Annotated in this window: 18 protein-coding genes; 15 read left to right on the top strand and 3 right to left on the bottom strand. The window is 66.2% G+C overall.

All coding sequences use genetic code 11. The features are described 5' to 3' along the window. Positions 1–9: 9 nt before the first annotated feature. The 5 genes from VG556_RS14235 to VG556_RS14215 all read left to right on the top strand — a co-directional run bounded on the left by VG556_RS14235 (position 10) and on the right by VG556_RS14215 (position 5,144). Positions 10–444 (top strand): hotdog fold thioesterase, encoded by a 435-nt coding sequence (locus VG556_RS14235; RefSeq protein WP_014035502.1) that lies wholly within the window; start codon positions 10–12, stop codon positions 442–444. Positions 445–562: 118 nt separating this feature from the next. Next, on the top strand, positions 563–1,354 hold the full coding sequence (locus VG556_RS14230; protein WP_032961622.1) for a lysophospholipid acyltransferase family protein: 792 nt from the start codon (positions 563–565) through the stop codon (positions 1,352–1,354). Positions 1,355–1,406: 52 nt separating this feature from the next. Further along, positions 1,407–2,396 (top strand): YheT family hydrolase, encoded by a 990-nt coding sequence (locus VG556_RS14225; protein WP_049408361.1) that lies wholly within the window; start codon positions 1,407–1,409, stop codon positions 2,394–2,396. A 56-nt stretch (positions 2,397–2,452) separates the two neighbouring features. Then, positions 2,453–4,522 (top strand): tetratricopeptide repeat protein, encoded by a 2,070-nt coding sequence (locus tag VG556_RS14220; RefSeq protein WP_053495707.1) that lies wholly within the window; start codon positions 2,453–2,455, stop codon positions 4,520–4,522. A gap of 10 nt (positions 4,523–4,532) precedes the next feature. Next, positions 4,533–5,144: a YbhB/YbcL family Raf kinase inhibitor-like protein gene (locus VG556_RS14215; protein ID WP_100450866.1), complete on the top strand. Its 612-nt coding sequence runs from the start codon at positions 4,533–4,535 to the stop codon at positions 5,142–5,144. A 126-nt stretch (positions 5,145–5,270) separates the two neighbouring features. Here VG556_RS14215 and VG556_RS14210 read toward each other — a convergent pair whose 3' ends face one another. From VG556_RS14210 to VG556_RS14200, 3 genes are all read right to left on the bottom strand, one after another. Beyond that, positions 5,271–5,729 carry an META domain-containing protein gene (locus VG556_RS14210; RefSeq protein ID WP_100450867.1) on the bottom strand — a complete coding sequence of 153 codons (459 nt, stop codon included), beginning with the start codon at positions 5,727–5,729 and terminating at the stop codon, positions 5,271–5,273. 169 nt (positions 5,730–5,898) lie between these two features. Further along, a complete protein-coding gene (locus VG556_RS14205) occupies positions 5,899–6,723 on the bottom strand; it encodes an META and DUF4377 domain-containing protein (protein ID WP_032961635.1) in 825 nt (274 codons plus the stop codon). 73 nt (positions 6,724–6,796) lie between these two features. Further along, the gene (locus VG556_RS14200) at positions 6,797–7,591 is read right to left on the bottom strand and encodes an undecaprenyl-diphosphate phosphatase (protein ID WP_423180020.1); all 795 of its coding nucleotides are present in this window, start codon (positions 7,589–7,591) and stop codon (positions 6,797–6,799) included. 222 nt (positions 7,592–7,813) lie between these two features. Here VG556_RS14200 and glnA point away from each other — a divergent pair, with 222 nt between their 5' ends. The 10 genes from glnA to VG556_RS14150 all read left to right on the top strand — a co-directional run bounded on the left by glnA (position 7,814) and on the right by VG556_RS14150 (position 18,538). Next, positions 7,814–9,223, top strand: a complete 1,410-nt coding sequence (gene glnA, locus VG556_RS14195; RefSeq protein WP_014645491.1) for a type I glutamate--ammonia ligase — start codon at positions 7,814–7,816, stop codon at positions 9,221–9,223. A gap of 321 nt (positions 9,224–9,544) precedes the next feature. Then, positions 9,545–9,883 carry a P-II family nitrogen regulator gene (locus VG556_RS14190; RefSeq protein ID WP_004134334.1) on the top strand — a complete coding sequence of 113 codons (339 nt, stop codon included), beginning with the start codon at positions 9,545–9,547 and terminating at the stop codon, positions 9,881–9,883. 22 nt (positions 9,884–9,905) lie between these two features. Next, the gene (amt, locus tag VG556_RS14185; protein ID WP_053495709.1) at positions 9,906–11,336 is read left to right on the top strand and encodes an ammonium transporter; all 1,431 of its coding nucleotides are present in this window, start codon (positions 9,906–9,908) and stop codon (positions 11,334–11,336) included. A gap of 274 nt (positions 11,337–11,610) precedes the next feature. Next, the gene (locus tag VG556_RS14180) at positions 11,611–12,117 is read left to right on the top strand and encodes a hypothetical protein (RefSeq protein WP_146257712.1); all 507 of its coding nucleotides are present in this window, start codon (positions 11,611–11,613) and stop codon (positions 12,115–12,117) included. Positions 12,118–12,680: 563 nt separating this feature from the next. Continuing rightward, positions 12,681–13,058, top strand: a complete 378-nt coding sequence (locus tag VG556_RS14175) for a VENN motif pre-toxin domain-containing protein (protein ID WP_032959340.1) — start codon at positions 12,681–12,683, stop codon at positions 13,056–13,058. Beyond that, entirely contained in the window at positions 13,055–13,522 is a 468-nt protein-coding gene (locus VG556_RS14170) for a hypothetical protein (protein ID WP_134966507.1), read from the top strand. Before VG556_RS14175 ends, VG556_RS14170 begins: the two co-directional genes overlap by 4 nt. Positions 13,523–13,984: 462 nt before the next feature. Further along, complete coding sequence (locus tag VG556_RS14165; protein WP_100450931.1) at positions 13,985–14,731, top strand: N-acetylmuramoyl-L-alanine amidase; 747 nt, start codon at positions 13,985–13,987, stop codon at positions 14,729–14,731. Positions 14,732–14,798: 67 nt separating this feature from the next. Continuing rightward, positions 14,799–15,965, top strand: coding sequence for a murein transglycosylase A (locus tag VG556_RS14160; protein ID WP_100450868.1), 1,167 nt, complete (start codon positions 14,799–14,801; stop codon positions 15,963–15,965). Positions 15,966–16,073: 108 nt separating this feature from the next. Then, entirely contained in the window at positions 16,074–16,388 is a 315-nt protein-coding gene (locus VG556_RS14155) for a hypothetical protein (protein WP_005411860.1), read from the top strand. Between the two features lie 104 nt (positions 16,389–16,492). Further along, the gene (locus VG556_RS14150; RefSeq protein ID WP_100450869.1) at positions 16,493–18,538 is read left to right on the top strand and encodes a TonB-dependent receptor; all 2,046 of its coding nucleotides are present in this window, start codon (positions 16,493–16,495) and stop codon (positions 18,536–18,538) included. Positions 18,539–18,592 lie beyond the last annotated feature (54 nt).

Below are 18,592 nucleotides of genomic sequence, written 5' to 3'. Positions count from 1 at the left end.
GGTGCCCGCATGACCCAGGTGTTCCGCGAAGCCGTTTCCCTCGAGCAGCTCAACACGCTCAGCCGCAACACCGCGATCGCGTCGCTGGGCATCGTCTTCAGCGCGGCCGGTGACGACTGGCTGCAGGCCACCATGCCGGTGGACGAGCGCACCCGCCAGCCCTACGGCATCCTGCATGGCGGCGCGTCGGTGGTGCTGGCCGAGACTCTGGGCAGCAGCGCCGGCAACCTGTGCGTGGATACGGCCAAGCAGATCTGCGTGGGGCTGGAAATCAACGCCAACCACGTGCGTGCGGTGCGTTCGGGCACGGTCACCGGCACCGCCCGCGCGCTGCACGTGGGCCGCAGCACCCAGCTGTGGGAGATCCGCATCGAGGACGAGCAGGGCCGGTTGGTGTGCATCTCGCGGCTGACCCTGGCGGTGGTGGCGGCCGGCCACGGCTGAGCCCCGGACGGGCGGTGACGGCAGCGGAACCCAGCGTTCCCTGCCGATTGCCCCGGTCGATGGGTGTTATGGCCTAAATCGGCTGGCAGCGATGACGGCCCTCCGGTATCGTGCGCGGATGACTTCCCCCACTCCGGCCCCCCGCGGCGGCGTGGCGCGTGTGTGCCGTTACCTGTACCGCGTACCGCTGCTGTTGGTCCACATCATCGTGTTCCTGCCGCTCATCCTGATCGGCATGCTTCGGCCGTGGGGCGAACTGCGCGTGGGCGAGGCGACCCTGGGGGCCAAAGTGGTCAACTGGTGGCAGGGGGGGCTGATGTGGATCTTCGGCTTCCGCCTGGTGCAGATCGGCAGGCCGCTGCCCGGCGCCGTGCTGTTCGTCGCCAACCACGTCAGCTGGGTCGACATCTGCATCCTGCACAGCCAGCGCATGATGGGCTTCGTCGCCAAGCGCGAGATCGCCAGCTGGCCGCTGGTCGGGTGGCTGGCCGCGCGCGGGCAGACCATCTTCCACCAGCGCGGCAACACCGAATCGCTCGGTGGCGTGATGCAGGTGATGGCCGATCGCCTGCGCGAAGGCAAGGCAGTGGGCGTGTTCCCCGAAGGGCGTACCCGCGGTGGCCACGAAGTGGGCCCGTTCCATGCCCGCATCTTCCAGGCGGCGGTTGAGACCGGCGTGCCGGTGCAGCCGGTGGCTCTGGTGTACGGGCTCAAGGGCGACGCGCAGACCATTGTCGCGTTCGGCCCCGGCGAGAGTTTCTTCGCCAATTTCCTGCGCCTGCTCGGTGAGCCGGCGCGGCGTGCGGAAGTGCATTTCCTGGCACCGATCGGTGCGCAGGACCTGGAAGGCCGTCGGCGCATCGCGGAGACGTCGCGCGCGCGCATCGTGGCGGCCATGAGCACGCAGTGAGGGTGCGGTGGCCCTGATCCCGCCACCCGTCCTGGACGCCGGCACGCCGACGCTGCACGCGGCTGACTACCAGCCACCGCGCTGGCTGCGCAATCCGCACCTGCAGTCGATGCTCAGCTCCAGCCGCATGCGCCTGCAGCGCGGCCTGCTGCTGCTGGCCGCGACCGGCGCGATCAGCGAAGAACTGATCCTCGACGGCGGCGACGGCGTGCGCCTGCAGGGCTGGCACAGCCATGTCGAAGGCCGCGAACCCAAGGGCATGGCCCTGCTGCTGCACGGCTGGGAAGGCAGTGCCGAATCCAGCTACATGCGCATGGCGGCCGCGCGCATGCTCGAACAGGGCTTCGACGTGGTGCGGCTGAATTTCCGCGACCACGGCAATACCCATCACCTCAACCCCGGCATCTTCCACTCCAACCTGATCGACGAAGTGGTGCATGCCGCAGGCGATATCGCCCAGCGCTGGCCGCAGCTGCCGCTGGTGGCCGCCGGCTACTCGCTGGGCGGCAACTTCGTGCTGCGCCTGGCCCTGCGTGCGCCGGCGGCCGGCGTGCCGCTGCTGCGCGTCGCCTCGGTATGCCCGGTGCTGGACCCGGCGCTGACCATGGAGAGCATCGAGAACGGCCCGGCAATGTACGACTGGTACTTCCGGCGCAAGTGGGCCGGTTCGTTGCGGCGCAAGCGCGACCTGTTCCCCGAACTGAGCGACTGCGACGACCGCGTGCTGAAGCTGGACATCCGTGCGTTGACCGCCTGGCTGGTCGAGCGCCACACCAGTTTCGGCTCGTTGCAGGCCTATTTCGACGGCTACTCGATTGCCGGCGACCGCCTGTCCTCGCTGCAGGTGCCGGCCGACATCCTGATGGCGCAGGATGACCCGGTGATCCCGTACGCGACCTTCAGCGACTGGCAGCTGCCGCGCCAGGCGCACCTGGAAACCGCCTGCTGGGGCGGCCACTGTGGCTTCCTGGAAAACTGGCGCGGTGACGGCTTCTCCGAGCGCTGGGTGGCGCAGCGCCTGCAGCGCGTGCTGCAAGGCTGAACCGGCACGGGCGCGCAGGCCGCTACAATACGGGTTTGCCCTTGAACCGGACCGCCATGCAAGACCAGATCATCCAAGCGTTGCGCCAGAACGAGGCCGACCAGGCCGTGCAGCTGGCCCAGGCGTGGACCCGTGATGAACCCGGCCAGGCCGAGGCCCACCGCTGGCTGGCGCTTGCGCTGCAGCAGCAGGGCAAGGCCGAGGACGCGATGGAGGCCCTGCAGCAGGCGCTGCAGCTGGCCCCGGACAATGCCCAGCTGCACCTGCAGCACGCCGGCCTGCTGCTGGCCCTGCGCCAGTTCGACGGCGCTGGCGAAGCACTGACGCGCACCACCGGGCTGGACCCGAACGCCTTCGCTGCCTACCTGATGCAGGCCCACCTGGCGATCGGCCGCAACGATTTCGATGAAGCGCAGCGCCTGTCCACCCTGGCCTCGCGTGTCGAACCGGACCACCCGGAACTGCTGACCATCGACGGCATGATCGCGCTGCGCCGCGATGATGCCGATCGCGCGCTGACGCTGCTGTCGGCCGCCAACCAGGCCCAGCCCAACGACATTCGCGTGCTCTACGCACTGGGCTTCGCCTACCTGGGCAAGAACATGCTGGCCTTCGCCGAGCAGGCGTTCCGCCGCGTGCTGGAACTGAACCCGACCATCGCCTCGCTGCATGGCCTGGTGGTGCAGCTGGCCATGCGCCAGGGCAACCTGGACGCTGCCGCCGAAGCGATGCAGATCGCGCTGCAGCAGCAGGGCCTGGATACGCCATCGATGCGCCGCCTGGCCGGCGAACTGGCACTGCGCGGCGGCCAGCCGCTGCAGGCGCTGGAGCACCTGCTGCCGTTGCTGGAATCGCTGCCTGACGACCGCGACGTACTGCAGTTGCTGCTGATGTCCTGGCAGCGCCTGGGCCGCGAAGACGAGGCCCGCGCACGCCTGGATGCCGCCCTGGAGCAGCACCCGCAGCTGCACGACCTGTGGCTGGCACGCCTGGCGGTGGAAGAGGTCGGCAGTGCCACCGCCGCCGCCACGGTCGAGCGCTGGATGGACGCGATGCCGGGCCACCTGCCGGCGCTGGAAGCGCGCCTGCGCCTGCACGACATGGTGGGCGAACACGCCCAGGCCGAAGCGATCGCCGAGCGCATCGTCAACCTCGAACCGGGCCGCGTCAGCGGCGAAACCCGCCTGGTCGAAGGCCTGCTGCAGCGCGATCCGGCCGCCGCGGTCGCCCGCGTGCAGGCGCTGATCGACATGGCACCGGAAGGCCACCGCGCCGACCTGCGCACCTGGCTGGGTGAGATCCAGGATCGCGCCGGGCAGCACGAAGACGCGCTGCAGACCTGGCTGGCACTGCAGGCCGACCAGGCACCGCAGCGCCTGCCGCTGCCGCCGCAGGCCAAGGCGCCGCCGAGCTGGCCGGACAAGGGCGAGATCGACGGTGATGCCACTTCCGCGCCGATCTTCCTGTGGGGCGCGCCGGGTTCGGGCGTGGAGCGCGTGGCGACCGGCCTGGCCGCCGCCAGCCCGGTGCTGCGCAGCGACCGCTATACCTCCAACGCACCCGACGACGCGTTCCAGAACTACCACACGCTGCAGGACCTTGCCTCGGGCGTGCTGACCCCGGAGCGGCTGGTGCAGCGCTGGCGCGAACAGCTGCCGTCGCGCGGCGTGCAGGACGACGCGATCATCGACTGGCTGCTGTGGTGGGACAACGCGCTGCTGTGGGCGCTGCGCCCGCAGCTGCCGCAGGGCCGCCTGCTGGTGGTGCTGCGCGATCCGCGCGACATGCTGCTGGACTGGGTGGCCTACGGTGCCGCCGCACCGCTGGCAATGACCTCGCTGGCCGAAGCCAGCGAATGGCTGGCGCGCGCGCTGGCCCAGGTCGCCGCCCTGCACGAGGACGATCTGTACCCGCAGGTGCTGCTGCGCATCGACCAGATCGGCAACGATCCGCAGGCGATGGCCGAACTGCTGGGCCGCCTGTTCGAGCGGCCGATGCCGCCAGCCGCGCAACTGGGTGCGCCGCGCTTCCCGCCGGGCCATTGGCGCAACTACCGCGACGTGATGAGCGCCGCCTTCGCCAAGCTCACCCCGATCGCGGTGCGCCTGGGTTATCCGGAAGAGTGAGGACACGCCGATGCAACTGAGCAGCCACAGCCTGACCAACGGTGCACCGATCGACCGCGAATTCGCCGCCGGCGATGCCGCGGGCTTCGCACCGGACCGCAATCCGCACCTGGCCTGGAGCGATGTGCCGGAGGGCACCCGTTCGTTCCTGCTGGTGTGTGTCGATCCGGACGTGCCGACCGTGCCGGAGACGGTCGGCCGCACCGACATGAGCGTGCCGCGCGACCAGCCGCGCTGTGATTTCGTGCATTGGGTCATGGCCGACATTCCGGCCTCGGTGCGCGAGATCGCCGCAGGCAGCTGCAGCGACGGCTTCGTGGTGAAGGGCAAGTCCAAACCGGCCGGCCCGGCCGGCAGCCGCCAGGGCCTGAACGACTTCACCGGCTGGTTCGCAGGCAATCCGGACATGGCCGGTGACTACCTGGGCTATGACGGCCCGTACCCGCCGTTCAACGACGAACGCCTGCACCACTACTTCTTCCGCGTGTTCGCGCTGGACGTGGCATTGCTGCAGCTGCCGGCACGCTTCACCGCCGCCGACGCCTACCGCGCCATGCACGGCCACGTGCTCGCCGAAGCGGCACTGCACGGCACCTACACGTTGAACCCGGCGCTGGGCTGAGGCGGCATGACGGGTCGTGCCGGCCGCTAGCCGGCAACGCCCGCGTGCTGCCGGATCCGCGCATGGCAGCCGGCCAGCGACCGGCGCCATCGCCAACGAAGACGGGCGGCCCTGCAGCCGCCCTTTTCATTCGTCCGTACCGGGTACCGGCGCGAACACCAGCACATCGCCGTGCGCATTGCGCAGCAGCAGGCGGCCACGTTCATCCAGCGCAAGCGTCAGCTCTGCGCGTGCATTCACCAGCGTGCCGGCGACACGTTCCTGTTCGGCCACCTCGGGCCGGATGCACGCGGCTGTGGTGATGATGCCGCCCTCCAGGACCAGCCGGTCACCTTGCAGGTGATAGGTGCTGCTTGACTGGTTGCACAGGTTCAACTGGCTCATGTAGCCGGGCTGGAAGCGCAGCGTGTAGGGCGGTCGACCACGCACGAACAACGCGTCAATGCGCCGGCCCTGCGCGTCGGTGGCGCGCGCCAGTTGCCACGGATGTGCCTCGAGCTGCCCGGTGGTGGGCGTGCTGGCAGCAGCCGCAGCCGTAGACATGGCCAGCAGCGCGACAATGGTGAAGGCGGGGACGTGCTCCATGCCGATCTCCCTGATGCATGCGGGTAGTGCCGGCCGCTGGCCGGCAATATCCGTGTGTTGGCGGTGCTCCGCAGGGCAGCCGGCCAGCGGCCGGCGCTACAACGTCAACGAAGAAGGGCGGCCTTGCGGCCGCCCTTCAAGATGCAGCCGACCAACAGTCGGCGCTACATCACTTCTCGATGGCCGACTCGACCACCATGTCCAGCACGTACGCCTGCGACGGCGCATCGGCCGGCGGGTTCTTCACTTCGTAGCGCTTCACGCGCACCACGTTGCGCACGCCGTCTTCGTGGGTGTAGCCCTCGATGGTGCCGTAGAAGTTCTCGAACTTGCCCGGCTCACCCTGCTTCAGGCCCTTGTCGTCGAACTTCACTTCGCGCACCTGCAGGCACTGGTAGTCCGGGATCAGCGGGTGCGAGCACTTCTGCGTCTTGGCGGCCACTTCCAGGAACACGGTTTCGCCGGCGCCGCCGTAGCGGGTTTCAGCGGTCGGCTCCGGGTTGAACACCAGCACGTCGCCCTTGGCGTTGGTCAGCGTCAGCTTGCCATCGGCATCCTGCTCGGCCTTCAGCTCGCCCTGCAGGCGGCTCGACACGGCTTCGTCCAGCGCCATCAGCGCCTTGTCGGTGCAGGCCATCATGGTCGAGGCCATCGCGCTGACCGTCAGCTTGCCGTCGGCCAGGGTGTAGCCGCCGCCCATGCGGTTGCAGGTGTTGCTGACCGACAGTCGGCCATCTGCGAAGTCCAGGGTGACCGGCTTGTCTTCGCGGGCGAACAGCGCGTCGATGCGCTTGCCGTCGGCGCCGGTGGCCTGCTGCAGCAGCCAGTGCTGGCTCTGCAGGCGCTGCGCATCCAGGTGCGCCAGCGTCTGCTGGTCTGCTGCCTTGGCCGCGGCCGGGGCCACGTCGTCGCCGCCGGTGCCGGCCGGGGCCGGGGTCTGGCTGCAGGCGGCCATCAGGGCCAGCGGGAGGAGCAGGGTGAGCTTGCGGTTCATGGTGATTCTCCTTGGGGAACCGTGGGGGAAACGGGGTGGGGCCGGCAACGGGGTTACCGTACCCCGGCGCTGTTCAGCTGCCGGAGGGCAACCACAGCAGCAGCGCCGCGCCCAGTGCGATGCGGTAGATCGCGAAGGCGGTGAACCTGTGCGACTTGATGTAGCCCATCAGCCACTTCACTACGACGAAGCCGGTGATGGCCGCGGCAAGGAAGGCCACGCCCACGTCGGCCCAGTCCTCGCGGCCCAGCTGCCCGGCCTTGGCCATTTCCAGGAAGGTGTAGGCGCTGGCGGCGAACATGGTGGGAATGCCGACCAGGAACACGAACTCGGCGGCGGCGGCGCGGCGGCTCAGGCCCAGCAGCATGGCCAGGAAGATCGCCGAGGCCGAGCGCGAGGTGCCGGGGAACACGCCGGCCACGACCTGTGCCAGGCCCACGCCGATCGCCACCGTCCAGGTCACCTGGTCGCGGTCGGGCAGGCGCGCGGTGTAGGCCTCCACCAGCAGCATCCAGACACCACCGATGATCAATGCCCAGGCCACCGGGCTGACCGTCTCCGGCAGCGACCAGCCGGCCTTGCGCACCACCAGGCCGACCACGGCGGTGACCAGGAAGGCGGCGCCCAGCTTGAACACGTACTCACGGTTCTCGCGCTGGTTGAAGCCGGTGGCCAGCTGCAGCAGGCGCTGGCGGAACACCAGCACCACGGCCACGATCGCGCCGGCCTGGATGACGATGTTGAAGAAGTCCGAGCGGGCACCCAGCCAGTGCTGGGCGATGAGCAGGTGGCCGGTGCTGGAGATCGGCAGGAATTCGGTCAAGCCTTCGAGGATGCCCAGCAGCAGGGCGGAGAGCAGGTCGGACATGGACGGTGCGTGACGCGCGGCGGAAGGAAGAAGGTCGAGAGGATAGACGATCCCTGCCGCACCAAACGGGTGCGTCTGGTGGCGGGTGCACCCGTTTGGTGCGCACCGTTCTGCACCGCCACGGAGCGCCCTTTTTGAAATCAATGACTTGCGGCCAGCGAAAAGTTGGCACGGTCGTTGCTGTACCTCAGCAGGCATTCATCCCCATCCGAGGTCGTACCGATGTCCGTGGAAAACGTTGAGAAGCTGATCAAGGACAACCAGATCGAGTTCGTCGATCTGCGTTTCGTGGATATGCGTGGCGTCGAGCAGCACGTCACCTTCCCGGTCAGCATTGTCGAACCGTCGCTGTTCGAAGAAGGCAAGATGTTCGACGGCAGCTCGATCGCCGGCTGGAAGGGCATCAACGAATCGGACATGGTCCTGCTGCCCGACACCACCAGCGCCTACGTCGACCCGTTCTACGCAGATCCGACCATCGTGATCAGCTGCGACATCCTCGATCCGGCCACCATGCAGCCGTACGGCCGCTGCCCGCGCGGCATCGCCAAGCGCGCCGAGGCCTACCTGAAGTCCTCCGGCATCGCCGAAACCGCGTTCTTCGGCCCGGAGCCGGAGTTCTTCATCTTCGACTCGGTCCGTTTCGCCAATGAAATGGGCAACACCTTCTTCAAGGTCGATTCCGAAGAAGCCGCCTGGAACAGCGGCGCCAAGTACGACGGCGCCAACAGCGGCTACCGCCCGGGCGTGAAGGGCGGCTACTTCCCCGTGCCGCCGACCGACACCCTGCACGACCTGCGCGCCGAGATGTGCAAGACCCTGGAACAGGTCGGCATCGAAGTGGAAGTGCAGCACCACGAAGTGGCCACCGCCGGACAGTGCGAGATCGGCACCAAGTTCAGCACCCTGGTGCAGAAGGCCGATGAACTGCTGCGCATGAAGTACGTGATCAAGAACGTCGCGCACCGCAACGGCAAGACCGTCACCTTCATGCCCAAGCCGATCGTGGGCGACAACGGCAGCGGCATGCACGTGCACCAGTCGCTGTCCAAGGGCGGCACCAACCTGTTCTCCGGTGACGGCTACGGTGGCCTGAGCCAGCTGGCGCTGTGGTATATCGGCGGCATCTTCAAGCACGCCAAGGCCATCAATGCCTTCGCCAACTCGGGCACCAACAGCTACAAGCGCCTGGTGCCGGGCTTCGAGGCGCCGGTGATGCTGGCCTACTCGGCCCGCAACCGTTCGGCGTCGTGCCGCATTCCGTGGGTGTCCAACCCGAAGGCGCGCCGCATCGAAATGCGCTTCCCGGACCCGATCCAGTCCGGCTACCTGACCTTCACCGCACTGATGATGGCCGGCCTGGACGGCATCAAGAACCAGATCGACCCGGGTGCACCGAGCGACAAGGACCTGTACGACCTGCCGCCGGAGGAAGAGAAGCTGATCCCGCAGGTCTGCTCCTCGCTGGACCAGGCGCTGGAAGCGCTGGACAAGGACCGCGAGTTCCTGAAGGCCGGCGGCGTGATGAGCGATGACTTCATTGACGGCTACATCGCGCTGAAGATGCAGGAAGTGACCAAGTTCCGCGCGGCCACCCACCCGCTGGAATACCAGCTGTACTACGCCAGCTGACCGGATGCGATGGCGGTGGGTTCCCCCTCCCACCCGCCGCCATCGCTTCCGTTTTCGCGGCTGGGGAGCCGCGGTCAGATCGGGGTCGGATCCCGTTCGTTTACGAATGGGCGCTGATCCCTATCCAGGGGCAAGAGAGAGACCGGATACGCGACCAGGGCCGCCCTCCCTCCCGCGTCGGTCGTGCAAGGAGAGAGGCACGGCCGTCCCGGCCCTGTACGTGTCCGGTGCAACAGCCACGGTCATCATCCTGATGACCCGTGGTTGCCTGATGCCAACGCGCGCTGGCGCGCTGGCCCCATCCACCCTCGGGACATGCGCATGAAACTGATCTCCGCCATCATCCGACCGTTCAAGCTCGACGAGGTCCGCGAGGCCCTGTCCGATGCAGGCGTGTCGGGCATCACCGTGACCGAAGTGAAAGGTTTCGGTCGCCAGAAGGGCCACACCGAGCTGTATCGCGGCGCCGAGTACGTCGTCGATTTCCTGCCCAAGATCAAGATCGAAACGGTGGTCACCGACGAGCGTGCCGACGCGGTGATCGAAGCGATCCAGTCGTCGGCAGGCACCGGCAAGATCGGTGACGGCAAGATTTTCGTCACCGCCGTCGAACAGGTCATCCGCATCCGCACCGGCGAAATCGGTGCCGACGCGCTGTAACCCCCTTCCGGAGATTCCCCCCATGAAGATGCGCCTTCTCACCGGGTGGCAAGCCCGGTTCCATCTGGTGTGCCTGTTGATGCTGCTCAGCGCACTGGCCGCCGGTGCCTGGCCGGGCAGCGCCCATGCCCAGGCCCAGGTATCGCCGTTGCCGAGCGAAAGCGTGGCGGTCGAGCCGCTGCACGATGCGGCCGCCACCGCCGCGGCGCCGGCCGTGGCCGAAGCGGCCGCCGCCTATGATCGTGGCGACGTCGCCTGGATGCTCACCTCGACCCTGCTGGTGCTGTTGATGGTGGTACCGGGCCTGGCCCTGTTCTACGGCGGCCTGGTGCGTTCGAAGAATGTGCTGTCGGTGCTCAGCCAGATCCTGGTGGTGTTCTCGCTGGTGCTGCTGCTGTGGGTGGCCTATGGCTACAGCGCGGTGTTCAGCGCCGGCAATCCGTTCTTCGGCTCGTTCACCGAATTCGCCTTCCTCAAGGGCTTCACCCCGGAGTCGGTGGGCAACACGCCGATCAAGGGCCTGCCGGACTATCTGTTCGTCGCGTTCCAGTCGACCTTTGCCGGCATCACCACCGCGCTGATCGTCGGTGCCTTCGCCGAGCGCATCAAGTTCCGCGCGGTGCTGCTGTTCTCGGCGCTGTGGTTCACCCTCAGCTACATCCCGATGGCACATATCGTCTGGGGTGGCGGCTACCTGGGTGAGCTGGGTGCCATCGACTTCGCCGGCGGTACCGTGGTCCACATCAACGCGGGCGTCGCCGGCCTGGTCGGCGCGTGGTTCGTCGGTAAGCGCCTGGGCTATGGCCAGACCGCGCTGAAGCCGCACAATGTGCCGTTTACCTACATCGGCGCGATGCTGCTGTGGGTGGGCTGGTTCGGCTTCAACGCCGGCTCGGCAGCAGCGGCCGACACCGTGGCCTCGCTGGCCTTCCTCAACACCGTGCTGGCCACCGCCGCTGCCGTGCTTGGCTGGACCCTGGTGGAGGCGATCGGCAAGGGCAAGCCGTCGGCGCTGGGCGCTGCTTCGGGTGCGGTGGCCGGTCTGGTCGGCATCACCCCGGCCTGTGGCACCGTCGGGCCGCTTGGCGCGATCGTGATCGGTTTTGTCGCCGGCGTGGTCTGCGTGTGGGGCGTGACCGGCCTGAAGCGCCTGTTGAAGGTGGACGACACCGCCGACGTGTTCGGTGTGCATGGTGTCGGCGGCATCGTCGGCGCGATCCTCACCGGCGTGTTCAGTGCGCAGTCGCTGGGCGGCACAAAGGCCGATCTGGATATCGCCCATCAGGTCTGGGTGCAGGTGGTCAGCGTCGGCCTGACCGTGGTGTGGTCGGCGGTGGTGACCGCGGTCATCCTGCTGGTGGTCAAGGTCGTGGTCGGCCTGCGCGTGACCGAAGAAGCAGAGCGCACCGGCCTGGATGTGACTTCGCACGGCGAGTCCGCCTACGAGGCCTGACGTGGCGGCGCACTGACGTGGTGGGTGCCGACCGTTGGTCGGCACTTCCACTGTCCTCGTTCTGGTAGGTGCCGAGCTTGCTTGGCACGGGGTCTGGGTCTGCTCTGGTGGGTGCCGACCGTTGGTCGGCACAGCGGGTAGCCCATCCACGCATGGCGTGGCTCTACCGTTCCTGCTCCAATGGCTGTCTGCAGGTGGGCGTGTACACGCCTCCAACGACCTCGATGGACTACAGAACGGAGTAGGCGTGATCCAGGCGACTTCCGCAGCAGTGATGGAAGACATCGAATGGTATGTCTACCTGCTGACCCTGGACGACTACAGTCCGCATGCGCTGGTGCGTAGTGTGGCCGGCGCAGGAGATCGAGAACACTGGAGCTTCGCTGTGGAGCTCACCTGTCGCTGCCTTTCCTCCGGTCTGTGGCGACTCTCCTACGGCCTGCCTCCGGAGCTGGGGCTTTCCAGCATCGATCGTCGATCCGAGCACCAGCAGTCTGATCAACATCACGGTGCCTGGAGCACATGCATTGGATCCGGGCTTTGTGATCCGACAGGTGCTTCCGGATGGATTCGGTGGATTCTCAGTCTCAACCAGAGGCTGGGGTACGGGTTCGCGTCCAATGTTCAACTCGAATTGGTGGGCCAAGTGTGGAGTTCCAATACGCGCGATACTGGTGGCGAAGTTGGCAAGTTGCGGTGGCCTTGGAGTACTTTTCCCTCAAGGCAGAAATGCATGAGCTACCGGGGCTCTGATGGAAAGATGGTGGAGATCTGCCAGTGAGTGAGCGTGAGTTGGGGGCAAAGATTGTGTCTGTGATTGCCAGCTCCGTGCTTGGAGCGGCTCTATTCATAGGCATTCCGCTGAGTTCTCGGATAGGCAGCTTTTCGCAGGCTGCAATTTTCACATCGCTGGTTTGCGCCATAGCCGCTGTGTCGGGCCTCATCTTCGGTGTGCCCGGGGTTATGCTTGTGGACAAGTTTCTTCCGCGGTTCAAAGCTCGTTATGTTGTAGCTGCACCAATCTGTGCCTTGTTGGCGTGGCTCGCGTTCGAGGGTGCCTTCTCTCCTGGCGCTTGGATAAAGGTCTGGACCAGTCCTTCCTTTTGGTTTGGGTGGGCTCCCAGGCGCGCTGGCATCATGCTTTTCATCGGGTTGGCCGTGGGTGCCTTCTACATGTTGATCTGGCCGCGGATTGGACGAATGATGAAGGTCAACACGGCCTTGTGACTGAGGGCGATGGAATCGGGTGCCTGTGCGCAGCAAGGTGGCGGCGGCAAATAGCCAGGCATACAGCGGCGCGGGGAAGTAGGGGGCATCGATGAGTACAACCGTGCACTGAACGCAGTGACGACGGCGCTGGTGGGCGGTGTGGCGGGACAGGGCGCTGGCCAGGCCGCGTCCAATGCACTGGCGCCCTATGCCGCTCACTTCATCGGCAGCACGCTTGACCCGAACCACGGCAGCGACCCCAATGCGACTCTGCAACTGCTGTCGCATGCGGTGTTGGGTGCGCTGCTGGCGGAAGCCGATGGTGGCAGTGCGGGAACCGGAGCGGTGTCCGCGGCCGGCGGCGAGTTGGCCGCGAAGGTACTGACTAATACATTGACCGGCGGAGACCCCTCCAAGCTGAGCCCGGAGCAGAAAGAGATGGTGCTGGCGTTGTCGCAGGCAGTTGGCGCACTGGCGGGCGGGCTGTCGGAGCAAAAGAAGGTCACGAAATGAGTGCTAGTGATGTGAAAGATGCTGGAAGAATTTCCGTTCAGGCTGCATATGTATTGATGTGCGTGTTCCTTCAGAAGTATATGGAGAGGGGGGAGGGGCAGGACACTCTTGTTGATCTGTTATCTTCGGGAGGGTCATTTCTATGGGCGAATGGCTTGCCCAACGATCCGGCAATGTGGGATGACTGGTGTGATGCATTTGCAGAGGTTGTCACCGTGGGGAGTGCTCTTAATTCTGAATTTTGTAGCGCACAAATTAATTCGTCGGGCGAGTACTTGGCGTTGCTGGATGCGTTCTCGGTAATGATGGTATTCCTTGAGTCGATTTTTGATCGATCTGGTGAGGATCTTCCGCTGTTCGAAGTTGTTGTTCGCCTTATGTCGCCTCTAGGTGATTCCGGTTGTCTTGATGATTCCTCTGTCTGGGCTGAGTGGGTGGAGTCGGTTAGGAAGGTGAGGGCATAGGGTTCTGGGCGGTTGCTTGTTCAATGGAAGTTGGGGTTAAACGGCCGCCTCGATGAAGTTGCTCGGCTTGACGGTGTTGCCAGTCTGTATGTCACCGGTCGAAGCAGTGGTGACGCGCCAAGGTAGATTTCTTCGCAATGCGGGCGCGGAGGGATTGACCAAATCGGCCACTGGCGGGATCTGAGGGGCCGTTGATGAATCATTTTGTTTAAGTTGTTATGACGGTTGTTCCTGGGTTCACGTGTCCACGGTGTTGGAATCGATTCGGCGGCATGGCTGGGTCCGTTTCGAGGATTGAAGGTAGGTGATGAGGAACTTGGGCGTTTGGCTATTCGAATTGGAGTTTGAGATTTGGGCATGAGGTGGGGGCGTTATTGAGTTTTTTGCATGACAGCTCCCCAGTTCTCCAGCGATCCGGACGAAGCGAAGAACCACGGCTGCAGTCATGGTTACAATCCGTCCATGATCAGCCCCCGCCTTCTGGCTTCCACACTGCTGGCCCTGGCCCTTTCGGCCTGCACCGCCACCGCGCCTGTGCAGCACAACCCGCTCGCCACCTGGGTCCCATCACCCAACCAGAACGCGCGCACCCCGGTCATCATCGTCATCCACCACACCGAGCAGAAATCGGTGCAGCAGAGCCTGCATACGTTGCGCACGGCCAACAGCGGTGGGCCGGTCAGTGCGCACTACCTGATCGGCGCCGATGGCCATCGTTACCAGCTGGTGGCTGATGAGCGCCGTGCCTGGCACGCCGGCGCCGGGCGCTGGGGCACCATCACCGATCTCAATTCGGCTTCGATCGGTATCGAGCTCGACAACGATGGCCGCAGCCCGTTCAGTGCGGCACAGATCGAATCGCTGATCGTGCTGCTGCGCGATCTCACCACGCGCCTGAACATCCCGCCGCGCCAGGTGATCGGCCATGCCGACCTGGCGCCGACGCGCAAGCAGGATCCGAGCCGCTTCTTCCCATGGCAGCAGTTGGCCGAGGCCGGCTTCGGCGTGTGGCCGCGCGCCGCCGACGGCGCGGCACCGGAAGGATTCGACGCGTGGAATGCGCTGGCCCGCTTCGGTTATCCGCTCGACAACCGCGAAGCCACCGTCGCCGCCTTCCACCGCCGTTTCCGTGGCCGCGACGACCTGCCGAAGACGCTGGATGCCGAGGACGCGCGCATCCTGCACTCGCTGCTGCTGCAGACGCCGTGACCCCGCGCATGAACGCTCGGCCTCGCGCTGGGTTGCCGCCCAGCAGCCGGCCCGCCACCATGGCGGCATGATCGATTCCGCTACCTTCTTCAAGCGCAAGCACTGGACCCTGTTGGCAGCGGCGGTGCTCGCCGGTTGCGCCACCACCGCTCCCCGCACGGGTTCCGAAGCGCCCACGCCGACCTCACCGCCGGCGGCCACCTACGCCAAGGTCGACTGGAAAGCGCTGCCAGCGGTCTCGGACAGCGATCTGCAGGCCGGCTTCGTTGCCTGGCGCAGCAGCTGCGCCCGCCTGAAAAACGACGCTGTCTGGGCCAAGCCCTGCGCCACCGCCGCAGCGGTGTCAGACAAGAACCCGGCCGCGATCCGCCAGTTCCTGCAGCGCGACCTCGATGCCTATGCGCTGCGTGCCGGTGGCCATCAGGCCGACGGATTGATCACCGGCTACTACGAGCCGATCTACCCCGGCAGCCTTACCCGCACCGACAAGGCGACGGTGCCGGTGTACGGCACGCCGGATGATCTGGTGGTGGTGCAGCTGGACAGCCTCTACCCGGAACTGAAGGGCAAGCGCCTGCGCGGGCGCGTCGAAGGCAAGGTGCTCAAGCCCTATGACGACGCCGGTACCATCGCGGCCAAGGGCGCCAAGGCGCCGGTGCTGGCCTGGCTGACCGATCCGATGGACCTGCAGCTGCTGCAGATCCAGGGGTCCGGCCGCGTGCGCCTGGCCGATGGCAAGCAGGTACGGCTGGCCTATGCGGAACAGAACGGCCACCCCTACCGTGCCATCGGTCGTTGGCTGGTGGACCAGGGCCAGCTGAAGAAGGAAGACGTCACCATGGATGCGATCCGCGCCTGGGCCCGGGCCAATCCCGCGCGCGTGCCGGAACTGCTGTGCAGCAACCCCAGCTATGTGTTCTTCGTGCGCAATCCGGACAGCCCGGAAGGCCCGCGTGGTTCACTGAACGTGCCGCTCACCGCGGGCTACAGCGTGGCGGTGGACCGTACCGTGGTGCCGCTGGGCAGCCTGCTGTGGCTGTCGACCACGCGCCCCGATGGCACGCCCGTGGTACGCCCGGTGGCTGCGCAGGACACCGGCGGCGCCATCGCCGGCGAGGTGCGCGCCGACCTGTACTGGGGCAGTGGCGATGCCGCCGGCAAGCTGGCCGGCGACATGAAGCAGAAGGGCAACATCTGGATGCTGTGGCCGAAGGGCGTGCCCCTGCCGAACTGAACCAGCAGGGGGCGGATCCCTTTCCAAAGGAAAGGGCTCTGGCCCCGGATGCCTGATAATGGCGCCATTCCGAACTTTCCGGCCGCGCCTGCGGCCAGGACCCCTGCAATGACCTACGCAAAGCACAACGCAAAACCCGGCGCGAAATCCGCCGCAAAGAAGTACTACAAGCACTGGGCCGAATCGGGCCTGGGCAAGGGCAACGTGCTGATGGAAGCGCGCGGCGACAAGATCGTGCGGCAGGTGGAAATCTACGGCACCAAGATGGTCTGGGCCGACGAGCACGCCCACAGCGATGACCGTTTCCTGCTGGCCGACCAGCCGGTGTCGTTCCTGGATTTCGACGAGGACGACGAAATCTCCGCGCGTGAATTCGAAGCCGCCTGGAAGAAGGCACGGGAAGCCACCGGCTACCCGGTGTAATCCCCCCGGCTCCCGCCCTTGTAGCGCCGAGCCTTGCTCGACGCTGCAAAAGCGGGCATGTGAAATGTTATATGATTACATTTCGCCGCAACTGCCTCCTTCCCATGAAGACCTCCACGCTGGTCGCCGCCCTGGCGGCCGCACCGTTCGCCCCTGAAGCCTTCGCGCAGTCGGCCGACGCCGCGCTCACCCTCGGCAAGGTGCAGGTGCACCAGCACGGCGAAGGCCAGCTCAGTGCGCACCAGGTGCTGACTTCGGTGGACGTGCTGGGTGCAGACCAGATCGAAAACCGCAACGTCTCGCACAGCTGGGAACTGCTCGGGCAGATGCCCGGCATCCAGCTCACCGAAACCCGGCAGGGCGCCGAATCGGGCAAGGTCAGCTTCCGCGCCTTCAACGGCGAGGGTTACCTCAATGCCATCAAGACGCTGATCGATGGCATCCCCAGCAACGTCAACAGCGGCAACCAGCGCTTCATCGACATGCTGTTCCCGCTGGACATCAGCTACATCGAAGTAGTGCGTGGTACCAACGATCCGCGCTATGGCCTGCACAACATCGGCGGCAACGTGAACTTCGGTACGCGCCAGGGCGGCAGCTACACCGATGTGCGCCTGGCCTACGGCAGCTACAACACCCGTGATGCGCAGCTGGCGATTGGCCGCGAAGCCAATGGCTTCGCGCAGAACTACTTTGTCGGCACCCAGGTCAGCGATGGTTATCGCGACCACGACACCTCCAGGAAGTACTCGCTGGGCGGCAAGTGGTTCTTCGGCACGCTGGACGAAGGGCTGCGCGTGGGCCTGACCGCGCGCGCCTATCACCATGAAGCCGACGAACCCGGCTTCATGACCGCCGAGGAACTGCGCACGCGCCGCCGTGGCAGCGAGCTGCGCAACGGCAACGATGGCGATGACCGCGACATGCGGCAGATCGCCGCGCACGTCGACCTGAAGCTGTCCGACGCACTCAGCTTCGGCACGCGGCTCTACTACAACCGCTATGAAGACGACCGCCGCGTGACCTTCAGCGACCTGCCCACCGGCAACCTGCCGCGTCAGCGCCGCGTGTGGGATGAACGCCAGACTGGCCTGCTCAGCACGCTGACCTGGCAGGCCAGCCCCACGCTTACCGTCGAAGGCGGCCTGAACTACGAGCAGCAGGACAACGGCTATATCCGCGAGCGCTACGCCTACGCTGAACCGACCGATTACAGCCAGCCGCCGGCGCGCGTGCAGAACGACGACCGCCACAGCTTCGACAACTGGGGCGCCTACGTGCAGGCCATCTACCAGCCCGTCGAGGCCTGGAAGATCGTGCCGGCCTACCGCGTCGACCGCTTCGGTGGCCGCACGCACCTGATGAACGGCATCACCGCTCGGCTGCAGGATTACGGCAGCATCGGCCAGCCCAAGCTGAGCGTCATCCACAGCCTGGGCCAGACCACCCACGTCTATGCCAACTGGGGCCGCACTTTCCAGGTGCTGACCGGCTCCACCGCACCGGCCTATCTCATCCCGGGGCAGGCACCGATGCAGCCGTCCACCAATACGGGCATGGAGCTGGGCCTGAAGTTCCAGCCGTTCCAGGGCGCCCAGGCGCGCCTGGCGGTGTGGCAGCAGGACGCGGAAAACGAGGTATCCAACATGCCGGCCACCGGCACGACGGTCACCCTGGGCAAGACCCGCCGGCGCGGCGTGGATGCGCAGTTGAGCCTGCAACTGGGCGACGACTGGACGATATGGGCCTCGCACGCCTACCAGGAAGCGAAGATCACCCGCGACGACCGCGATGCCGGCATTTCCCTGCACGGCCGCGAAGTGGCCGCCACCCCGCGCCACATCAGCAATCTGGGTGTGGACTACCGCGCCAGCGACGCGCTGCGCCTCGGCCTGCAGGCACGCGCGCAGGGCGACTATTACCTTGAGGAGCGCAACGTGGCCGGCAAGTTCGGTGGCTTCGCCGTGCTCGACCTCAGTGCTGCCTATCAGCTCACCCCGCGTTTCAGCGTGGACCTGCAACTGAAGAACGTCACCGGCCGCGAGTACGCCTACGCCTGGTACGACAGCTTCTTCTGGGACAGCGCCCGCCCTATGTTCTCGCCGGCGCCGGGCCGCAGCGTATTCGTCGGCCTCAACATGAAGCTGTAGCCGGCCACGCATCTGGCAATGGTCGAGCTTGCTCGACCTGCAGCAGGGGTCAGA

Origin of the sequence: Stenotrophomonas sp. CASM106, assembly GCF_049384825.1 — a bacterium.
Lineage (GTDB): Bacteria > Pseudomonadota > Gammaproteobacteria > Xanthomonadales > Xanthomonadaceae > Stenotrophomonas > Stenotrophomonas muris.
This window is presented reverse-complemented; position numbering and strand designations above follow the sequence as displayed.

What these genes read in the sequence shown, in the direction of transcription:
- VG556_RS14235 (WP_014035502.1), top strand. Translation starts at nt 10, where the DNA reads ATGACCCAGGTGTTCCGCGAAGCCGTTTCCCTCGAGCAGCTCAACACG.
- VG556_RS14230 (WP_032961622.1), top strand. Translation starts at nt 563, where the DNA reads ATGACTTCCCCCACTCCGGCCCCCCGCGGCGGCGTGGCGCGTGTGTGC.
- VG556_RS14220 (WP_053495707.1), top strand. Translation starts at nt 2,453, where the DNA reads ATGCAAGACCAGATCATCCAAGCGTTGCGCCAGAACGAGGCCGACCAG.
- VG556_RS14215 (WP_100450866.1), top strand. Translation starts at nt 4,533, where the DNA reads ATGCAACTGAGCAGCCACAGCCTGACCAACGGTGCACCGATCGACCGC.
- VG556_RS14210 (WP_100450867.1), bottom strand. Translation starts at nt 5,729, where the DNA reads ATGGAGCACGTCCCCGCCTTCACCATTGTCGCGCTGCTGGCCATGTCT.
- VG556_RS14205 (WP_032961635.1), bottom strand. Translation starts at nt 6,723, where the DNA reads ATGAACCGCAAGCTCACCCTGCTCCTCCCGCTGGCCCTGATGGCCGCC.
- VG556_RS14200 (WP_423180020.1), bottom strand. Translation starts at nt 7,591, where the DNA reads ATGTCCGACCTGCTCTCCGCCCTGCTGCTGGGCATCCTCGAAGGCTTG.
- glnA (WP_014645491.1), top strand. Translation starts at nt 7,814, where the DNA reads ATGTCCGTGGAAAACGTTGAGAAGCTGATCAAGGACAACCAGATCGAG.
- VG556_RS14190 (WP_004134334.1), top strand. Translation starts at nt 9,545, where the DNA reads ATGAAACTGATCTCCGCCATCATCCGACCGTTCAAGCTCGACGAGGTC.
- amt (WP_053495709.1), top strand. Translation starts at nt 9,906, where the DNA reads ATGAAGATGCGCCTTCTCACCGGGTGGCAAGCCCGGTTCCATCTGGTG.
- VG556_RS14180 (WP_146257712.1), top strand. Translation starts at nt 11,611, where the DNA reads ATGGAAGACATCGAATGGTATGTCTACCTGCTGACCCTGGACGACTAC.
- VG556_RS14170 (WP_134966507.1), top strand. Translation starts at nt 13,055, where the DNA reads ATGAGTGCTAGTGATGTGAAAGATGCTGGAAGAATTTCCGTTCAGGCT.
- VG556_RS14165 (WP_100450931.1), top strand. Translation starts at nt 13,985, where the DNA reads ATGATCAGCCCCCGCCTTCTGGCTTCCACACTGCTGGCCCTGGCCCTT.
- VG556_RS14160 (WP_100450868.1), top strand. Translation starts at nt 14,799, where the DNA reads ATGATCGATTCCGCTACCTTCTTCAAGCGCAAGCACTGGACCCTGTTG.
- VG556_RS14155 (WP_005411860.1), top strand. Translation starts at nt 16,074, where the DNA reads ATGACCTACGCAAAGCACAACGCAAAACCCGGCGCGAAATCCGCCGCA.
- VG556_RS14150 (WP_100450869.1), top strand. Translation starts at nt 16,493, where the DNA reads ATGAAGACCTCCACGCTGGTCGCCGCCCTGGCGGCCGCACCGTTCGCC.